The sequence below is a fragment of the Burkholderia cepacia ATCC 25416 genome, assembly GCF_001411495.1.
Classification (GTDB): Bacteria; Pseudomonadota; Gammaproteobacteria; order Burkholderiales; family Burkholderiaceae; genus Burkholderia; species Burkholderia cepacia.
In genome coordinates this window covers 896,292-919,077 of record NZ_CP012983.1, presented here as the reverse complement: position 1 = coordinate 919,077, position 22,786 = coordinate 896,292, and the positions used below count along the sequence as shown (strand labels likewise).

The window sequence follows — 22,786 nt, the reverse complement described above, 5'->3', positions numbered from 1 at the left end:
GCCGTCCCGATGCTCTTGCAGCTGCGCGACTTACTTCACAGGCGGGAAATCGACGACCGTGTCGTTGATGCGGTTGAACGTGTTGGTGAAGATCGTCAGTGCGATCGCGAGCGAGATTTCCGCGAGTTGCGTGTCCGTGTAGCCGGCTTCGCGGATCGCCGCGAATTCGTCGTCGGTGATCGTGCCGCTCGTCTGTTGCAGGTTCAGCACGAAACGGATCAGTGCGTCGCGCTTCGCGTCGCCGGTGTTCGGCTCGCGCGAACGGATCGCGCGCAGTGCGTCGGCCGACAGGCCGGTCATCTTGCCGAGCAGGTTGTGCGCGGCGACGCAGTAGTCACACCCGGTATCGGCGCTGACGAGCAGCTTGATCGTTTCGAGATCCTGCCTGGTCAGCGTGCCGCCGGCGAGCACGCCTTCGGCGTCGAGCACGGCCGCGAGCGCGTTCGGCGCGAGATGGCCGACGGCGGCGAACAGGTTGGGGACAGTGCCACCGGCGACCTTGCGGACTTGTGCGTACACGTCGGCGGTTGCGCCGGTGGCGGTTTCGATGGCGGGGATGGAGATGCGGCTCATGACTGGCTCCTTGATCGGAAAGTTGACGCCCGTTCGTTCGGGGTGACTCCACTTTAGAAGCGCAGGGCGATCCTCATAAGGCGCAAAATCGCCATTGTGATGCTCAAAAGGATCAAGTCGATTCGCCGCCGCTGGCGGTCTACTTCCGGCTTTTCAGGAAGGTCCGCCCTTCGGCCGTGATCGACGCGCCGGAGCGGCCGTGCGCGGAATGGCTGACGAAGCCCGCGCTGACGAGTTCCCGCGCGATCGACCAGCCGAGCGCGGGCGCATCGCGCCCGTAGCGGACGTCGGCGAGGCGCTCGAGCGCCCAGATGGCGGAGGCCGACAGGTTCGGGGTGTTGGACGTGAAGTTGTCGCTCATCGCTTCTCGTGAAAAGGGGATTCGGGGTGGGCGGGATGCCGTGACGCCGGGTGGTGCGCAAATCAGCGCGCTTGCAGCACGGGCAGCAGCGCCTGCAGCGCCGCCTCCTCGTCGGGGCCGGTGGCCAGCACTTGCGCGGCCGCGCCGCCGTGCACCTGCAGCGCTGCGATGGCGGCGCTGTCCTTCGCGTTGCTGCTGATCCCGTTCGCGATCAGCAGGATGTCGCTTTCGAAGCCGCGCGCCGCGTCGACGGCTGCTTTTCGTGCGGCGCCGCCGCGGTTGCGGTTCCAGGCGGGGCCGATTTCAACGTACACGACGGTTGCCACGATGTCGGAAAGCCTCTGAACGGAGAATCGGTGTGCGGTGCCAGGCCGGCGGTGCGCCTGGCGCGCGTGAAACACGCTTTCCCGCGAAACCCGGAGCAGCCGTCGGCGAGGCCGGGGTGTGTGCATCCTGCTTGGATGTGCCGGCATTCTCGTGGAAACGGGTTGCAAATCCGGCGAACGGCGCGAAAGCGGTGATTATAATACAGCGGTCAAGATATGTGAATTGCATTATAATGCCGTGTGCGCCGACGGCGGTCCGCCGATCCGTCGGCGCGTGCCGTCAGGCCGGCCGGGCGACGCTGCCAGCGCGCCCGGCATTTTTATCGACGACCCAACTCCTCCTGAATGGAAGCTGCAATGAACGCCGCCCCCGCCTGCCCGCAATGCGCGATGGAAAACACTTACCCGGACGGCACGCTGACCGTATGCGCGGACTGCGGCCATGAATGGTCGGCCGGTGCCGGCGCCGAAACCGGTGACGAGCCGGCCGGCGACGTCGTCAAGGACGCGAACGGCAACGTGCTGTCGGATGGCGATTCGGTCGTGCTGATCAAGGACTTGCGCGTGAAGGGCTCGTCGATCACGCTGAAGATGGGTACCAAGGTCAAGAGCATCCGGCTCGTCGGCGGCGATCACGAGGTCGACTGCAAGACCGACATGGGCGGCTTCATGCTGAAAGCCTGCTACCTGAAGAAGGTCTGAGTGCACCCGCGCCAATCGACTGCTTGATCGACTGCCCACCATGGCCGAGGAACGATTTTCCTACGATGCGTTCGTCAGGTTCCTGGCGACGCCGCTGAACGACGGCCGACCTTTCGTGCTGGAGACGCAGCACGCACTTTCGCTCCATTTCGATCATATCGGCACGCAGAGCTTCATGTCGCTCCGGGATCCGGGCCGGCTCGAACTCGGCTATACACGCGTGATGATGGGCTTTCTGCTGCTGCAGCCGGAGCCTGCGCACATCTGCATGCTCGGGCTCGGCGGCGGTTCGTTGGCGAAGTACTGCTACCGGCACCTGCCCGGTGCGGCGATCGACGCGGTCGAGATCAACCCGGACGTGATCGCGCTGCGGGACGTATTCAGGATTCCTGCCGACGAGGGCCGGTTCACGGTGGTGTGCGCCGACGCCGCGGATCACCTGGAAAGGGCGGATGTCCGGACGGACGTGATCCTGCACGACGCGTTCGTCGCGGACGGCATGCGTGGCCGGTGCACGGGTGCGGCATTCCTCGCGGCATGCCGGGCGCGCCTGAGTGATACCGGCGTACTGGCGATCAACTTCATGGACGACGATCCGGCATTGCCGCAACATCTCGAGCAACTGCGAGCGGTGTTCGGTGCGTCGTATACGCTGGTGCCGTGCGGCGACGACAACAACTACATCGCATTTGCGTGGAAGGGCGGCCAGCGGCTGCCGTCACTCCGCATCCTGCTCGAACGCGCACTTGCGTGCACACAGGCCGGCGAGCTCAAGCTGGCGGCCACGGCGAGACGCATGAAGGCCGGGGAGTGCATCGAGCCGCAGCGGCTGGTGCAGCGTACGCAGCCTCCGGGGCGGTGGGAGATTGGCGCGTAAGTGGCGTCAAGCGGCGTCAAGCGCCGCCGCGTGCGCGGCCGCGCTTACTTCACGCGCTTGCCGAGCGCGCTCTTGGTCTTGTACGTCACGCCGTGACGGTCGAGATACTCGCGGATCAGTTGCCGCACGACTTGCGAAGGCGTGAGGTCCTGCTCTGCGCAGAGCATCTCGAATGCTTCCTTCTTCGCGGGATCGATCAGGACGGTCAGGCGGGCGGTCTTTGTTTCCATTGCGGGGCGAGGATGGTCGGTATGTTAATCAAATTATAATCGATGAGCCTTCGGCGCTACTACCGGGCACGCGGGGAAACGCGGCCGGGTGCGCGCTCAACGCTTGCTGCGGACCAACGCGAGCAGGTCGTCGATCACCGGTACGATCGCCAGCGTGACGAGCACCGCGGCGAGCGGCACGGTCGATACGTAGCCGACATGCTTGAAGCCGATTGCGCCGGCCAGGCCGCCGATGAAGAACGACGAAAGCATCGTTGCATGAATCCGCAGCTTCGAGCGGTTGGCGACCACCGCATGCGCGTCGACGTCGATCGCCGACCGGTTCCAGTAGAACAGCTTCCCGAGTTCGATGCCGAGGTCGGTCACGATGCCGGTCATGTGGGTGGTGCGGATCTCCGCGCCCGACAGCTTCGTGATCGTCGCGTTCTGAAGCCCCATGATGAAACACAGCAGCGTCACGGTCACCGGTACGAAGAAGGTTTCCCACAGCGCGAGATGGCTGCCGAGCAGCCCGAACAGAAGCAGCAGCGCGGCCTCGACCAGCAGCGGCAGCATGAACTGGCTGTGCAGGCCGCGACGGCGCCCCCAGTTGACGAGGATCGCCGAGCAGCTGGCACCGATCAGGAACGACCCCAGCGAGCTGATGCCGGCCAGCGCGAGCCGCACGTCGCCGAGCGCCGTCTGGTCGGCGATCGCCGATACGATGCCGCTCATGTGCGACGTGTATTGCTTGACCGCGAGGAAGCCGCCGGCATTGGCCGCGCCGGCGACGAACGCCAACGAAAACCCGAGCTGACGGTTTGCGTTCGCGCTGCGGTGTTTTCCCGTCAGGTTTCGAAAGTACTGCGCTGGCATGGTGGCTTCGCTCAATCGCCGCGGATCGCGGGCACGGACATGAAAGCCGGCGCCGGGCGGCAGGGCGGGAACGCCGCATGCGTACGGGCGCCGGGTCTCTTGAATCATGTGATGAACATGATAATGTCATTATCATACTCTGTCAGCCGTATGGGGCTGACAGTACAATGTCGTGCTGCGCGGACCGGCCGCGGCTTCGCTGCCGCATTGCCGTGCCGCCCGCATTCGCGATCACTTCTGCCCACCGTTTCATGACCCCGATCAAGTTCATCCTTCGCTACACTGCGATCCCGTTCACGGCCATCGTGGCCGTGGTGATCTGGACAGTCATACCATCGTCGAAAGAGATCGATGCGAGACAATATGCGGCGCTGTCGCGCGCGTACGCGAGTTTCCCGCTGCCGTTCCGGCGCGAGATCTCGGAAACGATGGACCACGGCCGGATCAACGACCGGCGCTACCAGGCGCTCGTGCGCGATTCGCTGGGCAACGGCGTCGCGCTGGACTGGCCGGCGTCGGGCGTCGGCGCGCTCGCCGACGAGCGGCAAAAACTGGCCGAACTGATTCAGGCCGATTCAGATCTTCAAGGGCATCACCAATGAAAACTCTGCTGGTTTCCGTGGCATTCGCGATGATCATCGCGAGCCTGATCTTCGCGCTGTATTTCATGAATCACGATCGCGGCAAGTCCAAGCGGATGGCATGGTCGCTCGCGGCACGCGTCGGGCTGTCGGTCACGCTGTTCCTGTCGCTGCTGATCGCTTACAAGCTGGGCTGGATCGAGCCGACGGGGTTGCCGATCGGCCGCTGAACGACGGGTGCCCCGTTGCAGCCGGGGCGTTCGCGGAAATTCGCGTTTTTCGAGGCGAGTGACGATGGGATTGCGTACGCGACGTAACGGGCGGAGGGATGGCCGGGTCGTTCAATCCGGCTGAAGGCAAAGGGGCGGCGGCACAACTGCGGCTCGAGCTTCGGGCATCGTGGATGCGTTACTGCCTGGGGTGCTTCATTTCCTCGGCTTCCATCGCGGCGAGTCGTTCCTCACGTGCGGATACGGACTCCATGGCTTCGTCGATCGAGGCCAATGCATATTCGCAGGCCAGTTTCACTTCTTCGACGGTAGCCTCCGGCGTCTGGTCGTCGCTTGGCGGAGGGGAAAGCATGTCTCCGAGCATCATCGCCAACTCAGGGGTGTCCCACGCTTCGCCCTTTTGCGCCTTTTTCTTTATATAGTGCCGGATTTCCGCGTCCTGCTCGGGCGAGAGTGGAAGGTGTCGAAACGTGTTGCCTGGGTTGGCGTCGATCATGATGGTGCTCCTGGGATTGCTCCCTGCAATGCGCGTGCACCCGGAAAAAGAGGGGGGCGAAGAAGGAGTCGGCTCCTATCTTCGGGAGCGTGAATCCTGAATGCGTTCGAGGCGGGCCAGGAGTTCGTCCACCTGGAGTGAGAGAACCTTGTTGCGCTCGGATTGCGTGCGGAGCTTGTTGAGCTTGACTCTCCAGTACGCTGGATCGTTGACGGTCGATCTGTTGATGAACGCGTGTTGCGCTTGCTCAAGCAGCCCGATTGATCGTCTGATATGGGCCAACTCCCGTTCCGCGTCGCAGTACCAGCTCATGTTTTTCGCCTTCTGATTATGGTTTTCATTTTGACTTGCTGCACGGCGAGCGCACGTGCGCTCGCTCGAAAGGCGATGCTGGAGTCAATTTCGGGCAGCACCACGGCTGCACGGCGTGACGAGCGTACTGATCATCCTTCTTGCGGCTGCGAGGCGGCCGGCTTGCCGCCTGCGTCGTCCGGCCACGGTAATTCACGCCGGGGGACGAGATGGCGACGCAAGCGGGCCCCCGGCCGGCACGGCGTGCACGATGTTCCTAGAACATTTTGCGGGGCGGCATCAGGCGCTTCGTCCGCAAGCGCTGCCTGGCAACGGCACTGGCCTTTTTCCGCTTGCGCTCCGTCGTGGGCTTTTCGTAGCTGGTGCGACTGCGCAACTCGCGAATCAACCCGGTCTTCTCGATACTGCGCCGGAATCGTCGCAGCGCGACATCGATTGGTTCGTTGATCTTCAGTGTGATGGTTGTCATGTAACTCCTGGTTGAAAACGGTCGACGGGAAAACTAGCCGAGTCGTGTCATGACGGTGCTTGCGATCTCGTCAGATTCGAATTCCGAATACCCGGCTCCGATTGAAAATGCGCGCACAGCCGCGAACATCTGCAGCTCCTGTTGATGACATAGCGCGGAACGGGTCATTCCTGCGGGCAGGACAGCGTCGCTCCGAGTGACCTTGCACCCTCTGATCAGGTCAAGAAGTTCGTCGACGATCATTTCGTCCTCCAAATTGCTGGAAAGTTACTTTGCCATCGTGAGTCGCGTCAGACGGCGCTCGAAAAGAAGCCCTGCTTTTCGCGATTTTCGTCGATGACACTTTCGGCATAGCGCAATGACGCACGACGTGCGTCACCGGCGGTATCGAACGGACTGTCGTCGAGAAGCCTGAAAGTCTGGCTCTGCGTCAGCGTATCGGTGGTGCCGCGAAGACAAATCTTGACCGCTGCGTCGAAGCCGGCATCGTAGTTATGCGGGTTGCCATCCAACGCAGGCACGTGTGGGTAAATCAGTGGATAGATCTCGAATCCACGGTAAATATGCATGCTCATCATGAACTCCTGGCGATCGATTGCGGCGACTCGCAAGGACGAGCGTATGCTGCCAGCATCGCCTGATGCATGGCGCGGCGGGTCGGTGTGAAAGGGACAAACGTTGCGAGCGAGGCGGTACGCGACGCAACACGGTGGCGAGTGGAGGGCGAGCGGGCAAACAGCAAACGGGCGCTCGAATGAAACCATCATACGCGCATCGTCGATCGGGTGTCCATCTTATTTCGACCGCGACGAGGCAACTGTCTCGACAACCAGTCGACGCCGACCATTCATGCCTTATACGGAAAACGACACCTCTCCCGATTCCGCGACATGGGGCAGGGGGGCATGCACCTGACGTTGCTTGCCGAAATTGTGACAGCCGTCGAATCGACAGGGAGCCCGCGTCTGGACGTCAGTGCGAAGGCGGCGTCAGTCGCCAGCCGATGCACGCCATTCCGTGATGCGCGCGGTGAGCCGGCGCGATTATTCGATTGGTGTTCCACGAAACGGGATTCGGCACGAAGCGCGCATGCACTCGCAGCCGGGCGTAGACAGAAAGGACGTTGTCACCGGCGAGGCTGCGCAAAGGCTTCTGCCAACTTTCGACAGGGCCGTCACGACGGGGACGCTCGTGGTCGCATGTTGTCCGGATCGCAAGTTTGATCTGACTATAGTAGTGTTGTGATAAGAAAACTTATCCCGATGATGTTGATCGGAATGAATCCCATCGGAGGATGGCAGCATCGATGGCGTGACTGAAACGGGTTCTGGGGCGCCAACAGAGGCGGTAGCGTGCCGGGCGATGACGCTAGCCGCCCGCCCCGCCCGTGATGTCATGTCGATAGGCACGAGGAGAGCAACCCACGATGCGCTTGAACGCATGTCCGAACGCGCTATCCGAGTCGTAGCCGAGCATTTGCGCGATTGCCGATATCGATGCGTTCGAGCGTCGCAGTTCCCGCATCGCGAGTTGCACGCGCCAGCGCAGTACGTACTCGAGCGGCCCGAATCCCAGCCGCCGCTTGAAGTGCAGCGCGAACGTCGAACGCGATACGTGGCAGCAGGTCGCGAGTTCGTCGACTGTCCAGCGTCGTGCGGGCTCCGCATGAATGGCGACAAGCGCCGTGCTCACCCGGGAGTCCGCGAACCCGGCAAGCCATCCGACATCGCTGTTCGCGCCGTCGTCCACGTAGCGGCGCAGGATCTCGACCAGCATCATGTGGCCGAGATGCCGAACCATCAGCGACGCCCCCGGCGATGGCTTGCCGAATTCATGTGCGAGCCGCTGCAGCGCCCAGCGCAACACCGCCGCCTGCTCGGAGTCGCCGCTCACGATCACCACGGGCGGCAGGCTGCCAAGCAGCAGCGGCATGCCTTCCTCGTACGAGAAGCGGCCGCCGATCAGAAAGCAGTTCGCCGGTTCGCCATAGTGCGCGATGCCGTGTTCGACGTTCCGGTACACGTCGGCGGCAGGGACCGGCGTAACCGATGGATCGCTCGCCAGTGAAAATGCCCGCGGCGATGCGAGCAGGAAGCAGTCTCCCGTGCGCAGCCGGATCGGCGCCCCGGCGCCGTCGACGGTCAGCCAGCAACTTCCCTCGACAACCGCATTGAACTTGATTCCCTCGGGCGGGGGAATGGCAACCGCCCACTGGCCGCCTGCTCTCAGGCCGGTGAAATACGAGTCGCGCGTTTCCAGCAGCGACAGCACTTCCGACAGGGGATCCACGTTCAAGCTCCGGACGATCTCGACGAAAAATCGGATTCTATTGCATTCACAGTCCGGGGGCGCCGCCGGAAAATGGCCTCGTGCAGTGACGCGACCGACAGGCGGGCGCGTGCTTCACGCATCGTTCCAGGAGCTTTCGATGACGAGCAGGCAACACCCCCTTCATTCCGGATTCGGCGCAGCATCGACGGCAAGCGACGTACTGGCCGATCTCGACCTTCGTGGCAAGACCGCCATCGTCACGGGCGGCCATTCTGGTCTCGGCCTGGAAACGACGCGCGCACTGGCGCAAGCCGGTGCGACCGTCTTCGTCGGCGCACGGCACGTCGATGCCGCGCGCGAAGCAACGCGCGGCATCGACGGTGTGGAGATTGCGGCACTCGACCTCGCCGATCTCGCGAGCGTGGCCACGTTCGTGGCGCGGTTCGTCGATGGGCGGCGCGACGTGGACATCGTCATCAACAGCGCGGGCATCATGGCGTGCCCGGAGACACGCGTCGGCGATGGCCGGGAAGCGCAGATGGTCGTCAATCATCTTGGCCATTACGCGCTCGTCAACGGGCTGTGGCCCGTGCTCGCGCATGGCGGCGGCGCCCGCGTGGTCGCGGTGTCGTCGCTCGGGCACCGGCTGTCGCCGATTCGTTGGGATGACGTCCAGTTCGCACACGGCTACGACAAATGGCTCGCGTATGCGCAGTCGAAGACCGCCAACGCGCTGTTCGCGGTGCAGCTCGACGCGCTGGGCGCCCCGTTCGGCGTCCGCGCCTATTCGCTGCATCCGGGCAAGATCGCGACGCCGCTGCAGCGTCATCTGACACGTGAAGAGATGATGGCGCAGGGCTGGGTGGACGAGCACGGTGTGCCGGTCGATCCGACTTTCAAGACGCCGGCCCAGGGTGCCGCAACCCAGGTATGGGCGGCAACGTCGCCGCGTCTTGCGGCGATCGGCGGTGTCTATTGCGAGGATTGCGACGTCGCGGTCGTCACGCAGGGAAACGAGGAATCCGGCGTGCGGCCGCATGCGATCGATCCGGATGAGGCGGCGCGTCTGTGGGCGTGGTCCGCGAAGGTGACCGGAATCGATGCCTTTGCGGCGAGCCGCTGACGCCCGAGCGCGTACGAAGGAGGGCACAGGCACCGGCGAAGACAGGGCATGCGGCCGGCGCGAGATCCGCGCGCGGCCACTTGGTCACGCGTCGCGCGAAGCGCGCGGCTCATCTCCGCGATCGGTATCGCGGAAAGCGAGTCGGGGTTCGAGGCAAGTGCATCGAAGGTTGATGCGAGTTGGCTGATCGCGAAGCTTGAGAGGGCGATTGATTCCAATCGAGAGGGGGCAGTTCACGGCGGCCGATTGCCGCCGAGAACACAGTGCATATATCAGGGGGCGGTAAGCAAGATCGGGCCGGTGGTCGCATCCGCCGTGTCAACTGGGTCAGGTTCCGACGCCACCGCGGTGCGCCGGCGCCCGATCGGGCGATCGCCCGTCGCGTATCCGTTCAAGTCGCCCGATCGCCTCAGCGTGGCCTCGAACACGAATCAATCCGCTGCTGGCTGCCGATCCGAAGTGGATCGAGTCGTCGCCGTACGCGAATCACATGGGTTCGACGTACTGTCGCGATTGAAACCGGAGAAGCGGCCCGGCATTGCCGGGCCGCGACGACGATTACCTTACTTCACGGGGGTGAGGACCGGCGCGCCTTTGTTCTTGATCAGGAACACGACGAATTTTGCCGGCTTCGTGCTGCTGGCATTCCGCCCGACCGTGTGGACGTCCTCCGGGCCTTCGTGGAACGTGTCGCCGGCGTGGAGCGTGACCTCCTTGCCGCCGTTCAGGCCCATCACGATGCTGCCGTCGAGCACGTAGACGAACGCGTGCGCGTCGTGACGATGAACGGGGTCGACGCTGCCGGGCGGATAGTCCACGACGATCATCTGGACTTCCTTGCCCGGATACTCGGGCAACGGCTCCGTGGTCAGCGGCGTGACCTTCGCTTGCGGTGCGGCGACGGCCGGCTGAACGGCCATCAGCAGCGACGATACCAGCGGCGCGAGTACGAGCATGATGCGTTTCATGTCGTCACTCCAGGTTGGCCTTGTCGAGCCCGAACATCTTGTCGAACGATCCCGGCGCGATGCGGAATGCGACATTCAGCCGGTTCCAGCTATTGATGGCGCCCACGAGGACGGTGAGATCCGACAATTCCTGCTCGGAATAGTGTTCCCGTACGCGTGCGTAGAGATCGTCCGGCACGCCATGCGCAGGGAGGCGGGTCAGTACCTCGGTCCATTCCAGCGCGGCGCGCTCGCGGGGTGAAAACAGCGTCGATTCGAGCCAGATCGCGACGTGATGCAGGCGCAATTCACGCTCGCCATGAATCTTTGCCATCTTGATGTGCATGTCGACGCAGAATGCGCAGCCGTTGAGCTGCGATGCCCGGATCTCGACGAGCTCGCGGACCGGCGCCTCGATCGTCGTCTTCTGAAACAAGCCGTCCAGCTCGATGAGCTTCCTGACCAGTTCCGGCGATTGCTGAAAGTAGTTGATACGTTGCGTCATGATCTGTTCTCCTGATCGGTTGAAGCGGTGCCATGGGCGCGTCGGATGGCGATTCGCCGCAGCACCTGCCCGGCAACCATCGTAATCGTGCGTCCCGGGAGCTAGTAGTGCCGGCAAGGTGCGCACTCTGTTGCCGCTTCCGAACCAATCGCCCATCATGCCGACACGGCGATGAAGCCGCATATGCCTTGTCGTGCCATCTTCGTATAAGGGCAGAGACGTTCCGTGTCGCGTACGAGACCTTCCGCGACGGGCAACTCGACACCCGGCATGCGGACGGTGACGTTGGCAACCAGCGCATATCCGCCATCTACCGGATCGCGGCCGAACGAGACTTCGACGGTGACGGCCGTCTCCCGGATATCGACCCTTGCGCGTTGCGCCAGCAGGCTCAGCGCGCCGTGAAAGCACGCGGCGTAACCGGCGGCAAAAAGCTGCTCGGGATTGGTGCCGCCGCCCGGGCCGCCCAGTTCGGCGGGCACGCGCAGATCGAGGACGAGACTGCCGTCGTCGGATTTCGCGACGCCCGATGCACGGCCGTGCCTGGATGTGCCGCCAGAGACCGTGACCGTGGTCGTGTAGAGCGGGGCGAATTCCTTCCCGCGGTATTTGTCGAGCAGTGTCAGCGGCGGAGGTTGCAACCTCTCGTTCTCCATATGCCTCCCGGTTGCCGGTATGGCCAACGCGAGCGGCTCTCGAACCTTGGGTATCGAGGCGATGCGTTGTTCTTCGAAGCGAATCAGCGCAACGGCGCAGCGCTTGCCTGCCAGTCAATCCCCACGAGTGCCATCCCGTCGATGGACCACACGTACTTGCATGCTAGGCAAAGACGAGCCGACGCACCAGATCGACTCGGGATGCATGGTGTTGCCCGGTCCGCACCAATGCAGTCGATGGAAGGGTAGGGCGTGCAGGGCGGCCAGACCCTGGTCCAGACACCGGGTCGTCCGATCAGATGTCACGCGTGCGCGGGATGACAACCGCCTGGCCGTGCAGTGTGCCGTCGGCGTCGAGCAGTTGCCACAGCGTGGCTTCCTCGATCATGAAGCGCTGGCCTGACTTGGTGACCCGCACGCCCTTGTAGCCCGCCTCGTAGCCGAGCCGCTGTACGCGTGCGAGGAATTGCTGCCGCTCCTCGCGATTCGGGGCTTCTGCTGAAAGCCGGGACGGCAGTCGGGTGATTTCATCCCAGCTGTACCCGAACCGGCGCTGCGCGGCCTTGTTGCCGTAAATGAAGACCGGGTCGGGATCGGTGTTGTGCGCGAGTACCGCGAACGGCGCACGCTCATAGAGCCATTCGGTAGCTTCGTCCACGGGCATGGCTTGAGGCACCAGGGGGCGGCCAAGCAGCCGGGCGTAGCTGTCGGCAAGGAGCTGATAGAACGCTGGATCGCGGTGGAGTGGAATCATCTGGGACATCTCGGCGGAGATCGTGGGGCTTGTCTGCGCGACTGCGAGGGTGCTTACGATACTGCATCTGCAGACGACTATTCCTGGTTAAATGATTTCCGCGACACGGACAATGACCAACGCCGCCGGAACGAGCGCCGCCTGAGCGCACAGCGTGCCGAGAACCCGCGCACCGGCGAGCGTCGTGATGGCCCGCCGGAAGCTGTTTTCCGATATCCGGCCTTCGATGACATCGTCGGTCATGACAGAAACCTGCGGGTCGATGACGACGGCCAGCACCACGGTCGCGAAGCCGTTGATGACGGACGACAGGTTCGCGCATGTCACCCTCAGGTCGGGTTTCAGGTAACCCGCATACAGCGACGCGAACACACCGACCGTCCAGATCGCCATGGCTGCCACGTTCAGCACGATGACTTTCCAGGACACGCCGGTGCTCGCGGTCAGTTGCGTGACGTTGTGGCGGGAAGGCAGTCGTGCGCCCACGCGAAGATAGTTGACGCCGGCGCGACTGCAGGCGTCCACCAGCAGCCGCGGAATCGAACGGTTCACCTGAAAGTGTTCGACGGCGCGGCTGAAATAACGCTGGAAAGTCGGGATCAGGAATGCGCCGGCAATGCTCGCCACGGTGGCGCTCAGCAGGAAGAGCCGAAAATCGGTGAGCAGCCCGCTGCCCATCCGATGCGCAATATCCATTTCGACCCGTTTCGCGATGAACGGCCCCTGAAAGGAGTTGGCCGTCCGGGAAACCAGCGCGATGATCCCGAACAAGGAAAACGACAGGGCGATCCGGCGCGTTCGAACGCCGGCGATCCGCACCGCATAGGCCAGTGTCGCGATCACATGGATGACGAATGTAAGCCCGCAAATGATCCAAAGCTGACTGTCCATGCTGTGACGGCGCGTGTGGCGGAGGCATGAGTGTACCCGAGCAAAGTACCGGCCCGGTTGTCGCGAGGCGCGCAGTCGCGGGAGCGCGAGGCCCGGTTCGCCGAGGATCGGGGCGGGGGACGCGCGAAGCCGGGGCAGCAAGAGTCGTGATGCCGATTCGGTCATCCGCCGCACGAGCCGGGCGATACGCGCTGCTTCGGCGCATGAAGGCGCCATGGCAGTCATTGCGTGAAAAGCTGCTGCCCGGCGGCGCCGATTGCCGTGTCGTTCATCGCGATCATCGGTTCCACGTCGAAGCCCGCGACACGCCATGCATCGATGCCGCCGGTGAGCGGCAATGCGAGCTTGACGCCGGACAGCCGCAGCTGCCTGGCCACCGACGCAGCAGACGCTTCGTGCGGACACGCGCAATAGATGACCAGCGTCCGGTTCGTTCCATAACGCTCCATGATCTGGCGGGGCTGGCGTCCATCGGCGATCAGCGCGCCCGGAATGACAAACGGATCGCGCGTTCTCCATTCGGCGGAGCGGATATCGATCACGGCCGGCCGCGGCTTGTTCGCGAGCAGCGCATGCAATTCGCCCGCGCTGATCCGCGCCTTCCCGAGCGCATTTGCCATCATCTGCCTGCGGCAGTAGCCATACAGAAAGTACAGCACCGGGGCGATGCCGATCACGACGAGCGCTTGCCAGCCGAGCCGGGCGACAGTCGCGAAGATCGCATCGATCTGCGACGCGAACAGCGTGCCGATGGCGAGGCCGATCGACGCCCACAGTGCAATGCCGGCGCAATCGTGCAGGACGAAGGCGCGCACCCGGACGGCCATCGCACCGCAGAGCGGAACGGCAACGAGCGAAAGGCCGGGTACGAACCGCGCAACGACGAGCACGCGAACGCCCCAGCGTCCGAAAAAGCGCTCGGTCGTCGTGACGCACGCTTCGCGCGACGGCGACAGGCCGCAGACGGTGTGAAGCGTGCGCTTGCCGTACCGTTTGCCTCCCTGGAACCAGACCAGATCGCCGAGCAGGCCGCCGACCACGGCGGCACCCAGTATCGTCAGGAAATGCAGCAGCGTCGACGACCCGACATGCGTGACGAGCGCGGCGCCCGCGCCTACCGTGATCAACGTCGGTATGGCCGGCAACGGGAGGCCGAGCGAAGACCCGAGCACGTTCAGGAATACGACCCATGTGCCGTACCGCGCGATCAATTCATGCGACATCATGATGCTCTCCTTGAGGCTGCCGCGTAGCCTGTTCCGAAGGCCGGCCGCGGCGCCGCCTGATCCGGTCTTGCAGGGCGGATACGTCGAGTCGGGGGCAGTACCGGCCGGGCCGCTCGTCACGCGATGCGGGCGCTTGAACGACCGCCTTGCTGCCCCGTGGCAGGTGTCGACGCGCGTTACCTGGCGACGGACGATTCCTGCTCCGGCGAATGTTGCCGTGCCGGCAACGCATCCTTGCCCGACCAGCCGGGTTCGTCGACGTCCTGCCGATAGCGGTGCACGTCCCGCGTGACGAAGCCGATTTCCCGGCTCGGAATCTCGAACCACTCCGGGTGGCCGAAGGTACGGCGAATATCCTCGAGGCCGCTTGCCCAATGCTCGCGCATCGTGTCCTTGCTGAACTCGTAGTCCTTGTAGTGCCCCTCGAACGTCTTGTTCTTGTAGATCAGGTGCACGACGTTCACGGCGCTGCCGTCCGCCGTTTTCTGCGCGTCGCGCAGCAGCGGGTGGGCAAGCCGAACGTGTTCGGGAATATGTTCGAGCAACGCCTTGATCATCTGGGCGTGCTTTTGGTTCTGCGACATGAACGCGGTGATGGCGCGCGTGCGGCTCGAATACTGAATGTCCTTGGTGCGCTCGCTGACGTCGAGAAAGTCGCCCGGCAGCTTGCCTCGCGCGCTCCACAGGTCGAGCTGGAACACGAGCGTGTCCTTGTGCTGGCTTTCCCGGATGATCTCGGTGAGCGGCGTGTTGGACACCAGGCCGCCGTCCCAGTAAAACTCGCCGTCGATCTCGACGGCGGGAAAGCCCGGCGGCAATGCGCCCGACGCGATGAAATGCTCCGGCGCCAGACGCATTTTCGAATTGTCGAAATAGACGAGATTGCCTGTTCGCACGTTGACCGCGCCGACGGAGACGCGAATGTTCCCGTCGTTGATGCGATCGAAGTTCGCGTACCTCAGAAGCGTGTCGCGCAAAGCCGACGTGTCGTAATAGCTGACCTGGTCGGGACGCTTCCTGCCGAATCCGCCGAAAGGCGCATGCATGCGCGGAGCGAAGAATCCGCCCTGGCCTTCGATCAGTGTGCGCGTGGCGGCCCATGCGCTCGACCACCTGCGCCCCACGTCTTCAAGCCCCGGCCAAGCCGACAGGTACGCGCCGACGTGCGAGAGCGGGTCGGTCGGCTGGCTGACGGTGTTCCAGAAGCCGCGCAACGCTTCCGTGCGATCGGCAGGCGCGTTGCCCGCGATGATCGCGGTATTCAGCGCGCCGATCGAGACGCCGGCGATTTGCGTCGGTTCCACGCCGACCTCGGCCATGCCTTCATAGACGCCGGCCTGGTATGCACCCAGGGCGCCGCCGCCCTGCAGCACGAGCCCGATTTCGTCATAGGCGGGGAGCTCGATCCGATGGGACTGCTTCAGCTTGTTTCGCTGGCTCGGTTGCATGGTGTTCTCCTTACTGCATGAACCAGCCGTGGCTGACCACGATCGATTGTCCGGTGAGTGCGTTCGACTCGAAGCCGGCCAGGAACGCAACCGTGTTCGCGACGTCGGCCACCGACGTGAATTCGCCGTCGACCGTTTCCTTCAACATCACGTCCTTGACGACCTGCTGTTCCGAGATGCCCAGGACTTTCGCCTGCTCGGGAATCTGCTTGTCGACCAGCGGGGTCCTGACGAAGCCCGGGCACACGACGTTCGCGCGGATGCCGCGCGCCCCGCCTTCTTTCGCGACGACGCGCGCGAGGCCGAGCAACCCGTGCTTCGCGGTCACATAGGCGGACTTCAGCGGCGACGCTTCGTGCGAATGCACCGAGCCCATGTAGATCACCGAGCCGCCCTTGTTCGACGCGTACATGTGCCGCAGCGCGGCGCGGGTCGTCAGGAATGCCCCGTCGAGGTGAATGGCCAGCATTTTCTTCCAGTCGGAGAACGTGTAGTCCTCGATCCGGTTGACGATCTGGATGCCCGCATTCGACACGAGCACGTCGATGCCGCCCAGCCGGTTCACGGTGTCGGCCACGCCCGCATCGACGGCTTCCTCGCTGGTGACGTCCATTGCGACCGCCGATGCTTTCCCGCCGCCGGCGACGATGTCGTCGGCGACCTGTCGTGCTGCCGCGAGATTGAGGTCGGCGATCACGACCGTCGCGCCGTCCGCCGCGAGCTTGCGCGCGCACATTTCGCCGATACCGCTTGCTGCGCCCGTTACGAGCGCGACCTTGTCATTCAGTGCCATATGTCCTCCGGGAGCTTACTGGTTGACCGCGAGCTTCAACGGCTCGGCGGGGGCGAGGTAGTCATGGGCGACTTCGCCGATATCGAGTGTGAGATTCGCAATGACGTGACGCGCGCCGATCACCTTGCGAACCGGCAGTTCGGCAACCGATGCGAGCGCATGCGGACGCAGCTCGAGCGCGGCGGGCCCCTCCCATGCGCCGATCACGTCGACGTCGCGCAGGAAGAAACGCACCAGTTCGCAGATGCGCGCCGAGCCGTCGACGTGCGGAATGACCTTGAGCAGATAGTTGGGCGTGTCGGCGAGCTTGCGGCGCTCCGCTGCCGTGTCGAGCGCGCGGTACTTGTAGCCCATCGTGCCGGTGGCGATGCGCTGCGTGCCGTAGTCGAGCGTGCCGAGCAGCGTGTCCTTGCCGTCGATGCAGAGCCTGGGCGAGGCCAGTTTCTTCGGAAATCCCCAGATCTCCCGTCCGGCTGCGATCGGGCCTTCGTCGTCGAGGTACATCGAGTGCGTGAAGTTGGCCCGGTTGCCGTCCGCATCCAGAACGGAGATCACCTGACCGCTTTCCGTGTAGTCGCCGAATCCCGACGAATCGGGCATGCGGATGAACTCGTAGTGAACGACGGCATGGTCGACCGTCAGCGGTGCCGGCACGGCGGCACGGAGGGCATCCAGGTCCGTCTCATACGAGATGATGAAGTACTCCCGATTGACGAAGCGGAAGGGCGGACGCGGATACGCCGGGTTGGGGACGGGCATCGCGAACGCTTTGCTGCGGATATCTTCTTCTGTCACGGATCGTTCCTCGGTAGGTGAGGTGCCGGGGGCACCCGTCGCGACGGCGTTTGCCGGCGCGACCAATGACGCGTGAAGACGCGACGCGGCGCAGATTCGCCGCGTGGTTTCGCGCGTTGTGCTTGCGGTGTCGTCCCTGTGCTCCGGAACGCATCGGGCAGCATGTACGGCCACCGTCAGCGCCAAGCGTAGGCGATGTGGTCGCGCGGCAGTAGCGCCGCGAAGGACCTCACCATGTTGTCTCGGCGACAACAATCGACGAAAGGAGGATTGCCCGGCAGGGCACGCGGTGCGGCCCGAACGACGGCATCGACGGCGGCACGTGCAGCGTGAATTCGTGCCGAGCGGCGTCGGAAAGGCGCTGAACGCCCTATAGCGCGATGATCGTGCGGCTCGACGATTCGCTTTCGTGTTCTCCGAGCATCGCCTTCAGGTCGCGTTCGATCGTGCTGCACAGCGTTGAAATGGGCACATCGTTCGCGCCGCCTTCAAACGGATTCTCGGTGCTTTCGCCTACCTGTTCGAGCGACGTATACATCCACGAAACGGCGACGCTGCACGGTACAACCAGCCATACCATGTTGCCGTGCATGAAGCCGCTCACGCTGTCGTTCAATCGATTGAATTCGTTCAGAAGACCGAACGGAAGCGAAAGGCAGAAGAACCGCACGAACAGCGAGCTGACGGTCGCGTACTGGCGCGGATAGGGGAAGTTCTTGAATCGCTCCGACCTCGACTGGAGATCGACGAAGTCCCCGATCGTCTTTTGAAGCTCCATGTAAAAACCCGAATTCAGCTGGCCGGCCAGGTAAAGCGTCTTGAGCGACGTACCTTGAAGGCTCAGCACGCATGTCGTGATGGAGGAGGACGACAGCGCCTGCGCCGTTTCCGCGGGAGACAGGTATTGGGGCAGCAGTTCCCTGATGTCCTTTTCCCATTCGGGAACACGATAGAAGCGGCGGTACTCCGCGTTGTAGCGTTTGGTCGTGCTTTCCCAGACCCGCGGGCGACGCAGGTCGTATCGCAGCGCGGTCAGCCAGGCGAGGTGGCGGTATACCAGCTTTCGGGCAACCTCTTCATCCGCGACGAAGTCGCGCGCAATTTGTCCCCAGCGGCGGCTCTTGCTCAGGATGCCGGTCCAGATTTCGAGCGCGTCCGCTGCACGGTTGTACGTCTGGACGTTCTTGAAGCCGACGATGAACGACGTCGCGGTGCCGAGGAGCACCACGATCGTCAGGGGGATCGACAGCCACGTGATCGAAAAGAACTTGTACAGCACGACCGGAACGGAACCGAAAATGAGCAGCTCGTAGATCTTCCAGCGCGTCCAGATCAGGAATTCCGATAGCTTGTACGATCTTCCGAGATGCATTTCATTTGCCTCATCGACGATTCAGGTGGGTGACGAAGGGGGGGCAGCAACGCACGAACTTCGCCGCACATCATGCCTGCGATCGATTCCGGTGACATGCGATCGATTGGTGCCGCAGAGGCAACATCGTGAGCACGGTTGCGGATCTACTGCACGCGGCAGCATCCCCCTACGATGATTTCGCGCGGCGGATGGCCGCGGTCGACATCAACCGAGGGCAATGATCATGTCGCAGAAAATCCTGATAGTGGGTGCCGGTTTTGCCGGCGTGTGGGGCGCACTGGGCGCGGCTCGCGTGCTGAACAGTGCCGGCGTCACGGGCAGTGACGTTGAAATCACGCTGGTTTCCCCGAAGCCGGAATTGCAGATCCGGCCGCGGTTGTACGAAAGCGGGCCGCAGCAAATGGCCGCGCCGCTGCTGCCGCTGCTCGATGCCGTCGGCGTGAAATTTATCGAGGGCAGTGTCGAGGAGATCGACGTTCGCGAGAAGACGGTCGGTGTTGCTTGCGCCGACGGCGAGAAGCGCCTGATCGCGTATGACCGGCTGTTGCTGACCAGCGGCAGCAAGCTGAGCAGGCCGCCGGTGCCGGGGCTCGCGGAACACGCGTTCTCCGTCGACTGCATCGAGGACGCGGTCGCACTCGACGCGCACTTCGCGGCGCTCGCGAAACTGCCGGAATCGCCGGCACGCAATACGGTCGCGGTGGTCGGCTGCGGCTTCACGGGTATCGAGGTCGCGACCGAGTTGCCCAAGCGATTGCGCGAGTGGTTTGGCCCGGATGCGAAGAGCCGAGTCGTCGTGATCGGCGCGCAGGACGACATCGGTCCCGATCTCGGGCCCAATCCTCGCCCGTACGTCGCTGAAGCCTTCGATTCGCTGGGCGTCGAAGCCGTGCTCGGTTCGCGTGTCGTGTCGATCGCGGCCGACGGTGTTCGCACCGCGTCGGGCACGCATATCGAGGCGATGACCGTGATCTGGGCGGGCGGAATGCGTGCCAGCCCGCTCGCGGCGCAAGTCTCGTCGCATCTCGATGCGCTCGGACGTGTCGCGGTCACGGCCGATCTTCGGGTCGCCGACGCACCGCACGTGTTCGTGGCGGGAGACGTGGCGCGGGCACGGTGCGACGACGACGGGCACGATGCATTGATGTCGTGTCAGCACGCGATCGTGATGGGGCAATTCGGCGGACACAACGTTGCCGCGGATCTGATCGGTGTGCCGACGCTGACGTACCGCCAGCCGTTCTATGCGACATGCGTCGACCTTGGCGAGTGGGGCGCTGTCTACTCGGAAGGCTGGGATCGGCAGATCAAACTGACGCACGCGGAAGGAAAGGCGCGCAAGCAGATGATCAACACGCAGTGGATCTACCCGCCGGCGCCGAATCGCGCCGACGCGCTGGCAGCGGGCAATCCGCTGGCATCGTTCGGCTGATCGGTCGGCGCCCCGCGCGTGTCACGAGATGCGCGGCGGGGCGTGCAGTCACGCGGCGGCGGCTGAAGGGTGTCGGCGAACAAGACGCCGCCGCGGCACGCAAGGCGTCGATTCAGTCGACGACGGTCATGATGTTGACGGTGCCTTGCCGCGCCATCTTTGCATACGGGCACAGGCGCTCGGCGGTGCGGACCATTTCCTCCGCGAGGCTGCGATCGACGCCAGGCATCCGCACCCGAACGTCGACGAGCAATGCAAAGCCACCGTCCATCGGGTCGCGGCCGAACGACACCTGCACTTCCACGGCCGTATCGGGGGCCTCCATTTCGGCGCGTTTCCCGAGCAGATTGAGCGCGCCGTGGAAGCACGCGGCGAACCCTGCCGCGAACAACTGCTCCGGATTGGTCCCGTTGCCGGGCCCGCCGAACTCGGCGGGCAGGCGCAGGTCGACCGCGAGATTGCCGTCGTCGGAGCGGGCCACGCCGGATGCGCGGCCGTGTCCCGTCTCACCGCCGGAAACGGTGACGGTCGTCGTGTAAAGGGGTTGAAAGTCACGGCCCCGATACCTGTCGAGGAGAGACAGCGAGGGGGCCTGCAGCTTCTTGTCATCCATGATGCTTGCTCGAGTTCAGCGACGCGCTTCGACGGTCGAAACGTCTTGCGAAGGGGGCTGCACGCCCCACGCGAATTGCGTCTGCCGCGAATGGTGGGTGTCGAGCGATCGTATGACGAATACGGCAATCGCCCGGTGCAGCCTGATTCCTGGTTCGTCCACGAAAGAACGACGTTTCCATGCTAGAGGCGTGCACATGGCGGCGGTATAGCCGTTCAGGGCGATTGTCTGTTTCCCGTCGGACACCAATCCGGAACCCGGCGCGACGGGCGCAGCCGCGAATTCGTGCGTCAGCGGTCCAGGCACGCGCGCAGCGTGTGCGCGTGACGGTGCGCTTCGGCCGCATCGACGATGTTCGCGAACCCGATGACGAGCCCGCGCGGCGTCTGCCGCGTGTGGCTGTTCGTATACCAGATCGAGAGCGGCAGGATCGCAAGGCCCGCTTCGCGGGCGCGCGCGGCGACGGCGACGTCGTCGACCGGCCCGTCGGGCCCGTCCGGGAACTGCACCGCGAACTGGATTCCGCCGGGCGGCAGCTCGACGATCAGCCGCTCGCCGAATGCCTGCCGCAATGCGTTCACGATCAGCGTGCGCCGCTCGCCGTACAACGCACGCATGCGCTTCAGGTGCCGGGCAAAGTGCCCCTGTTCGATGAAATCCGCCAGGGCGGCCTGCAGCAGGGTCGGCGAGCCGGCATTCATGCTGCATGCGACGCGATCGACACGCTCTACCGCGCGCTCGGGCACGACCGCGTAGGCGAGCCGCAAACCGGGATACATCGCCTTGCTGAAGGTACTGCAATAGATCACGTGATCCCGGCGGTCGAGACTCTTCAGCGCCTGCAGCGGGCGGCCGAGATAGCGAAACTCGCTGTCGTAGTCGTCCTCGACGATCCAGCCCGACGTCTTTTCCGCCCAGTCCAGCAGCGCGATGCGCCGGGCAAGCGACAGGGTGTGCCCGAGCGGGCTCTGATGCGACGGCGTCACCAGCGCGAAGCGCGCGTGCGCGTCGAGCTGCTTGCCGCGCTCGACGTCGATGCCCTCGGCGTCCACCGGTACCGGAACGAGCTGCACACCGGTCTCGGACAGGAAGGTGCGGGCCAGCAGGTAGCCGGGATCCTCGAACCATACGCGATCGTTCGGCCGCGCGAGGCTGCGCAGCACGAGTTCCAGCGTGGCGCGATAACCGCCGGTGATGAACACCTGTTCCGGCACGCAGGTGACGCCGCGCGACAAGCCGAGATAGGTGGCGATGTGCTCGCGTAGCGGCCGGTAGCCGGCCGGATTCGGGTAGCCGAGCAACGCGCGTTCGGCGCTGCGTGCACGTTGAGACACGAGCCGGTGCCACACCTTGCGCGGAAACGCGTCCAGTGCGGGGAGCCCCGGTTGCAACGGGCGCGGCTCGCCGCTCAGCGCGACCGCGATCGGCTGTGGGCGGCGCGGAGGCGGAAGCTCGCGCGACTTGCCCGGCATCCGGAGATGGGCGTCGTCGGGGCGCCATGCCTGCTCGTCGCCGCGCGCGGGCGTCGGCCGCGTCAGCGATTTCGGCAGGGACGGCGAGACGAACGTGCCGGCCGCGCCGCGCATTTGCAGATAGCCCTCGTCGACCAGGATCGTGTACGCCTGCTCGACGGTGCCGCGCGCCGTGTTCAGCTGCGTCGCGAGGCCGCGCAGCGCGGGCACGCGATCGCCGGGGCGCAGATGGCCCGCCGCGATCGCGGTTCTGAATCGCTCGCAGATCTGCAGGTAGATCGGCAACTGATGGTGCCGGTCGATTTCGATGGTCAGGGCGGGCGTTTGGGCGGGCATCACGGTCTCGTGGGCGACGGGAGCGGACGGCATGGACCAGTCCGATCGACGATTCTTGGCACTGATGGATAGGACATGATTCTTCCACAATTGCGCCATGCGATGCGACGGTCATGACCGTTTTCATCGGAGGCGGC

Annotated in this window: 29 protein-coding genes; 6 read left to right on the top strand and 23 right to left on the bottom strand. The window is 64.2% G+C overall.

Annotated features, from left to right (window positions below):
- Nucleotides 1-30: 30 nt before the first annotated feature.
- The 3 genes from APZ15_RS36295 to APZ15_RS36285 all read right to left on the bottom strand — a co-directional run bounded on the left by APZ15_RS36295 (nt 31) and on the right by APZ15_RS36285 (nt 1,248).
- The gene (locus APZ15_RS36295; protein WP_027792570.1) at nt 31-573 is read right to left on the bottom strand and encodes a carboxymuconolactone decarboxylase family protein; all 543 of its coding nucleotides are present in this window, start codon (nt 571-573) and stop codon (nt 31-33) included.
- A gap of 139 nt (nt 574-712) precedes the next feature.
- A complete protein-coding gene (locus tag APZ15_RS36290; protein ID WP_021158205.1) occupies nt 713-934 on the bottom strand; it encodes a hypothetical protein in 222 nt (73 codons plus the stop codon).
- Nucleotides 935-996: 62 nt separating this feature from the next.
- A complete protein-coding gene (locus APZ15_RS36285) occupies nt 997-1,248 on the bottom strand; it encodes an HPr family phosphocarrier protein (protein ID WP_080982047.1) in 252 nt (83 codons plus the stop codon).
- A 369-nt stretch (nt 1,249-1,617) separates the two neighbouring features.
- Here APZ15_RS36285 and APZ15_RS36280 point away from each other — a divergent pair, with 369 nt between their 5' ends.
- Together APZ15_RS36280 and APZ15_RS36275 are read left to right on the top strand one after the other, a co-directional pair.
- Complete coding sequence (locus tag APZ15_RS36280) at nt 1,618-1,962, top strand: zinc ribbon domain-containing protein YjdM (protein WP_021158207.1); 345 nt, start codon at nt 1,618-1,620, stop codon at nt 1,960-1,962.
- 40 nt (nt 1,963-2,002) lie between these two features.
- Entirely contained in the window at nt 2,003-2,839 is an 837-nt protein-coding gene (locus APZ15_RS36275) for a class I SAM-dependent methyltransferase (protein WP_027792572.1), read from the top strand.
- 44 nt (nt 2,840-2,883) lie between these two features.
- Here the strand turns inward: APZ15_RS36275 and APZ15_RS36270 are convergent, their stop codons facing one another.
- Entirely contained in the window at nt 2,884-3,069 is a 186-nt protein-coding gene (locus APZ15_RS36270) for a ribbon-helix-helix protein, CopG family (RefSeq protein ID WP_021158209.1), read from the bottom strand.
- A 96-nt stretch (nt 3,070-3,165) separates the two neighbouring features.
- A complete protein-coding gene (locus APZ15_RS36265) occupies nt 3,166-3,924 on the bottom strand; it encodes a YoaK family protein (RefSeq protein ID WP_027792573.1) in 759 nt (252 codons plus the stop codon).
- A 251-nt stretch (nt 3,925-4,175) separates the two neighbouring features.
- On the opposite strand from APZ15_RS36265, the gene APZ15_RS36260 reads away from it, so the two are divergent.
- Both APZ15_RS36260 and APZ15_RS36255 read left to right on the top strand, forming a co-directional pair.
- Complete coding sequence (locus APZ15_RS36260; protein ID WP_027792574.1) at nt 4,176-4,526, top strand: hypothetical protein; 351 nt, start codon at nt 4,176-4,178, stop codon at nt 4,524-4,526.
- Complete coding sequence (locus tag APZ15_RS36255; protein WP_006489184.1) at nt 4,523-4,735, top strand: twin transmembrane helix small protein; 213 nt, start codon at nt 4,523-4,525, stop codon at nt 4,733-4,735. Before APZ15_RS36260 ends, APZ15_RS36255 begins: the two co-directional genes overlap by 4 nt.
- A 178-nt stretch (nt 4,736-4,913) precedes the next feature.
- Here APZ15_RS36255 and APZ15_RS36250 read toward each other — a convergent pair whose 3' ends face one another.
- From APZ15_RS36250 to APZ15_RS36225, 6 genes are all read right to left on the bottom strand, one after another.
- Complete coding sequence (locus APZ15_RS36250) at nt 4,914-5,231, bottom strand: hypothetical protein (RefSeq protein WP_027792575.1); 318 nt, start codon at nt 5,229-5,231, stop codon at nt 4,914-4,916.
- Between the two features lie 75 nt (nt 5,232-5,306).
- A complete protein-coding gene (locus APZ15_RS36245) occupies nt 5,307-5,543 on the bottom strand; it encodes a hypothetical protein (RefSeq protein ID WP_027792576.1) in 237 nt (78 codons plus the stop codon).
- A gap of 256 nt (nt 5,544-5,799) precedes the next feature.
- Nucleotides 5,800-6,012 (bottom strand): 30S ribosomal protein S21, encoded by a 213-nt coding sequence (gene rpsU, locus APZ15_RS36240; RefSeq protein ID WP_021158214.1) that lies wholly within the window; start codon nt 6,010-6,012, stop codon nt 5,800-5,802.
- A gap of 33 nt (nt 6,013-6,045) precedes the next feature.
- Nucleotides 6,046-6,255: a hypothetical protein gene (locus APZ15_RS36235; RefSeq protein WP_027792577.1), complete on the bottom strand. Its 210-nt coding sequence runs from the start codon at nt 6,253-6,255 to the stop codon at nt 6,046-6,048.
- 47 nt (nt 6,256-6,302) lie between these two features.
- Nucleotides 6,303-6,587, bottom strand: coding sequence for a hypothetical protein (locus APZ15_RS36230; protein ID WP_027792578.1), 285 nt, complete (start codon nt 6,585-6,587; stop codon nt 6,303-6,305).
- Between the two features lie 793 nt (nt 6,588-7,380).
- On the bottom strand, nt 7,381-8,301 hold the full coding sequence (locus tag APZ15_RS36225; protein ID WP_027792579.1) for an AraC family transcriptional regulator: 921 nt from the start codon (nt 8,299-8,301) through the stop codon (nt 7,381-7,383).
- A gap of 139 nt (nt 8,302-8,440) precedes the next feature.
- Here APZ15_RS36225 and APZ15_RS36220 point away from each other — a divergent pair, with 139 nt between their 5' ends.
- The gene (locus APZ15_RS36220) at nt 8,441-9,406 is read left to right on the top strand and encodes an SDR family NAD(P)-dependent oxidoreductase (RefSeq protein ID WP_027792580.1); all 966 of its coding nucleotides are present in this window, start codon (nt 8,441-8,443) and stop codon (nt 9,404-9,406) included.
- A gap of 563 nt (nt 9,407-9,969) precedes the next feature.
- Here APZ15_RS36220 and APZ15_RS36215 read toward each other — a convergent pair.
- From APZ15_RS36215 to APZ15_RS36170, 10 genes are all read right to left on the bottom strand, one after another.
- The gene (locus tag APZ15_RS36215; protein WP_027792581.1) at nt 9,970-10,374 is read right to left on the bottom strand and encodes a cupin domain-containing protein; all 405 of its coding nucleotides are present in this window, start codon (nt 10,372-10,374) and stop codon (nt 9,970-9,972) included.
- 4 nt (nt 10,375-10,378) lie between these two features.
- On the bottom strand, nt 10,379-10,858 hold the full coding sequence (locus tag APZ15_RS36210) for a carboxymuconolactone decarboxylase family protein (protein WP_027792582.1): 480 nt from the start codon (nt 10,856-10,858) through the stop codon (nt 10,379-10,381).
- A 155-nt stretch (nt 10,859-11,013) separates the two neighbouring features.
- Complete coding sequence (locus APZ15_RS36205) at nt 11,014-11,514, bottom strand: Ohr family peroxiredoxin (RefSeq protein WP_027792583.1); 501 nt, start codon at nt 11,512-11,514, stop codon at nt 11,014-11,016.
- 295 nt (nt 11,515-11,809) lie between these two features.
- Complete coding sequence (locus APZ15_RS36200) at nt 11,810-12,268, bottom strand: MEKHLA domain-containing protein (RefSeq protein WP_027792584.1); 459 nt, start codon at nt 12,266-12,268, stop codon at nt 11,810-11,812.
- Between the two features lie 87 nt (nt 12,269-12,355).
- Complete coding sequence (locus APZ15_RS36195) at nt 12,356-13,159, bottom strand: lipid II flippase Amj family protein (RefSeq protein WP_027792585.1); 804 nt, start codon at nt 13,157-13,159, stop codon at nt 12,356-12,358.
- Between the two features lie 221 nt (nt 13,160-13,380).
- Entirely contained in the window at nt 13,381-14,385 is a 1,005-nt protein-coding gene (locus APZ15_RS36190) for a VTT domain-containing protein (protein ID WP_027792586.1), read from the bottom strand.
- 176 nt (nt 14,386-14,561) lie between these two features.
- Entirely contained in the window at nt 14,562-15,833 is a 1,272-nt protein-coding gene (locus APZ15_RS36185) for a DUF3734 domain-containing protein (RefSeq protein WP_027792587.1), read from the bottom strand.
- 10 nt (nt 15,834-15,843) lie between these two features.
- Nucleotides 15,844-16,626, bottom strand: a complete 783-nt coding sequence (locus APZ15_RS36180; protein ID WP_027792588.1) for a 3-hydroxybutyrate dehydrogenase — start codon at nt 16,624-16,626, stop codon at nt 15,844-15,846.
- A 15-nt stretch (nt 16,627-16,641) separates the two neighbouring features.
- On the bottom strand, nt 16,642-17,421 hold the full coding sequence (locus APZ15_RS36175; RefSeq protein WP_027792589.1) for an acetoacetate decarboxylase: 780 nt from the start codon (nt 17,419-17,421) through the stop codon (nt 16,642-16,644).
- 370 nt (nt 17,422-17,791) lie between these two features.
- Nucleotides 17,792-18,793, bottom strand: coding sequence for a bestrophin family protein (locus APZ15_RS36170; RefSeq protein ID WP_027792590.1), 1,002 nt, complete (start codon nt 18,791-18,793; stop codon nt 17,792-17,794).
- A 226-nt stretch (nt 18,794-19,019) separates the two neighbouring features.
- Here APZ15_RS36170 and APZ15_RS36165 point away from each other — a divergent pair, with 226 nt between their 5' ends.
- The gene (locus APZ15_RS36165) at nt 19,020-20,228 is read left to right on the top strand and encodes an NAD(P)/FAD-dependent oxidoreductase (RefSeq protein ID WP_027792591.1); all 1,209 of its coding nucleotides are present in this window, start codon (nt 19,020-19,022) and stop codon (nt 20,226-20,228) included.
- Between the two features lie 112 nt (nt 20,229-20,340).
- On the opposite strand, the gene APZ15_RS36160 is transcribed toward APZ15_RS36165, so the two are convergent.
- Nucleotides 20,341-20,841, bottom strand: coding sequence for an Ohr family peroxiredoxin (locus APZ15_RS36160; RefSeq protein ID WP_027792592.1), 501 nt, complete (start codon nt 20,839-20,841; stop codon nt 20,341-20,343).
- 290 nt (nt 20,842-21,131) lie between these two features.
- A complete protein-coding gene (pdxR, locus tag APZ15_RS36155; protein WP_027792593.1) occupies nt 21,132-22,649 on the bottom strand; it encodes a MocR-like pyridoxine biosynthesis transcription factor PdxR in 1,518 nt (505 codons plus the stop codon).
- Nucleotides 22,650-22,786 lie beyond the last annotated feature (137 nt).

Bases quoted from the DNA above. Each gene is read 5' to 3' on its own strand.
- APZ15_RS36290 (WP_021158205.1), bottom strand. From the start codon at position 934: ATGAGCGACAACTTCACGTCCAACACCCCGAACCTGTCGGCCTCCGCC.
- APZ15_RS36210 (WP_027792582.1), bottom strand. From the start codon at position 10,858: ATGACGCAACGTATCAACTACTTTCAGCAATCGCCGGAACTGGTCAGG.
- pdxR (WP_027792593.1), bottom strand. From the start codon at position 22,649: ATGCCCGCCCAAACGCCCGCCCTGACCATCGAAATCGACCGGCACCAT.
- APZ15_RS36270 (WP_021158209.1), bottom strand. From the start codon at position 3,069: ATGGAAACAAAGACCGCCCGCCTGACCGTCCTGATCGATCCCGCGAAG.
- APZ15_RS36255 (WP_006489184.1), top strand. From the start codon at position 4,523: ATGAAAACTCTGCTGGTTTCCGTGGCATTCGCGATGATCATCGCGAGC.
- APZ15_RS36245 (WP_027792576.1), bottom strand. From the start codon at position 5,543: ATGAGCTGGTACTGCGACGCGGAACGGGAGTTGGCCCATATCAGACGA.
- APZ15_RS36205 (WP_027792583.1), bottom strand. From the start codon at position 11,514: ATGGAGAACGAGAGGTTGCAACCTCCGCCGCTGACACTGCTCGACAAA.
- APZ15_RS36180 (WP_027792588.1), bottom strand. From the start codon at position 16,626: ATGGCACTGAATGACAAGGTCGCGCTCGTAACGGGCGCAGCAAGCGGT.
- APZ15_RS36275 (WP_027792572.1), top strand. From the start codon at position 2,003: ATGGCCGAGGAACGATTTTCCTACGATGCGTTCGTCAGGTTCCTGGCG.
- APZ15_RS36250 (WP_027792575.1), bottom strand. From the start codon at position 5,231: ATGATCGACGCCAACCCAGGCAACACGTTTCGACACCTTCCACTCTCG.
- APZ15_RS36235 (WP_027792577.1), bottom strand. From the start codon at position 6,255: ATGATCGTCGACGAACTTCTTGACCTGATCAGAGGGTGCAAGGTCACT.
- rpsU (WP_021158214.1), bottom strand. From the start codon at position 6,012: ATGACAACCATCACACTGAAGATCAACGAACCAATCGATGTCGCGCTG.
- APZ15_RS36195 (WP_027792585.1), bottom strand. From the start codon at position 13,159: ATGGACAGTCAGCTTTGGATCATTTGCGGGCTTACATTCGTCATCCAT.
- APZ15_RS36190 (WP_027792586.1), bottom strand. From the start codon at position 14,385: ATGATGTCGCATGAATTGATCGCGCGGTACGGCACATGGGTCGTATTC.
- APZ15_RS36265 (WP_027792573.1), bottom strand. From the start codon at position 3,924: ATGCCAGCGCAGTACTTTCGAAACCTGACGGGAAAACACCGCAGCGCG.
- APZ15_RS36165 (WP_027792591.1), top strand. From the start codon at position 19,020: ATGTCGCAGAAAATCCTGATAGTGGGTGCCGGTTTTGCCGGCGTGTGG.
- APZ15_RS36170 (WP_027792590.1), bottom strand. From the start codon at position 18,793: ATGCATCTCGGAAGATCGTACAAGCTATCGGAATTCCTGATCTGGACG.
- APZ15_RS36215 (WP_027792581.1), bottom strand. From the start codon at position 10,374: ATGAAACGCATCATGCTCGTACTCGCGCCGCTGGTATCGTCGCTGCTG.
- APZ15_RS36220 (WP_027792580.1), top strand. From the start codon at position 8,441: ATGACGAGCAGGCAACACCCCCTTCATTCCGGATTCGGCGCAGCATCG.
- APZ15_RS36185 (WP_027792587.1), bottom strand. From the start codon at position 15,833: ATGCAACCGAGCCAGCGAAACAAGCTGAAGCAGTCCCATCGGATCGAG.
- APZ15_RS36260 (WP_027792574.1), top strand. From the start codon at position 4,176: ATGACCCCGATCAAGTTCATCCTTCGCTACACTGCGATCCCGTTCACG.
- APZ15_RS36230 (WP_027792578.1), bottom strand. From the start codon at position 6,587: ATGAGCATGCATATTTACCGTGGATTCGAGATCTATCCACTGATTTAC.
- APZ15_RS36280 (WP_021158207.1), top strand. From the start codon at position 1,618: ATGAACGCCGCCCCCGCCTGCCCGCAATGCGCGATGGAAAACACTTAC.
- APZ15_RS36295 (WP_027792570.1), bottom strand. From the start codon at position 573: ATGAGCCGCATCTCCATCCCCGCCATCGAAACCGCCACCGGCGCAACC.
- APZ15_RS36160 (WP_027792592.1), bottom strand. From the start codon at position 20,841: ATGGATGACAAGAAGCTGCAGGCCCCCTCGCTGTCTCTCCTCGACAGG.
- APZ15_RS36200 (WP_027792584.1), bottom strand. From the start codon at position 12,268: ATGATTCCACTCCACCGCGATCCAGCGTTCTATCAGCTCCTTGCCGAC.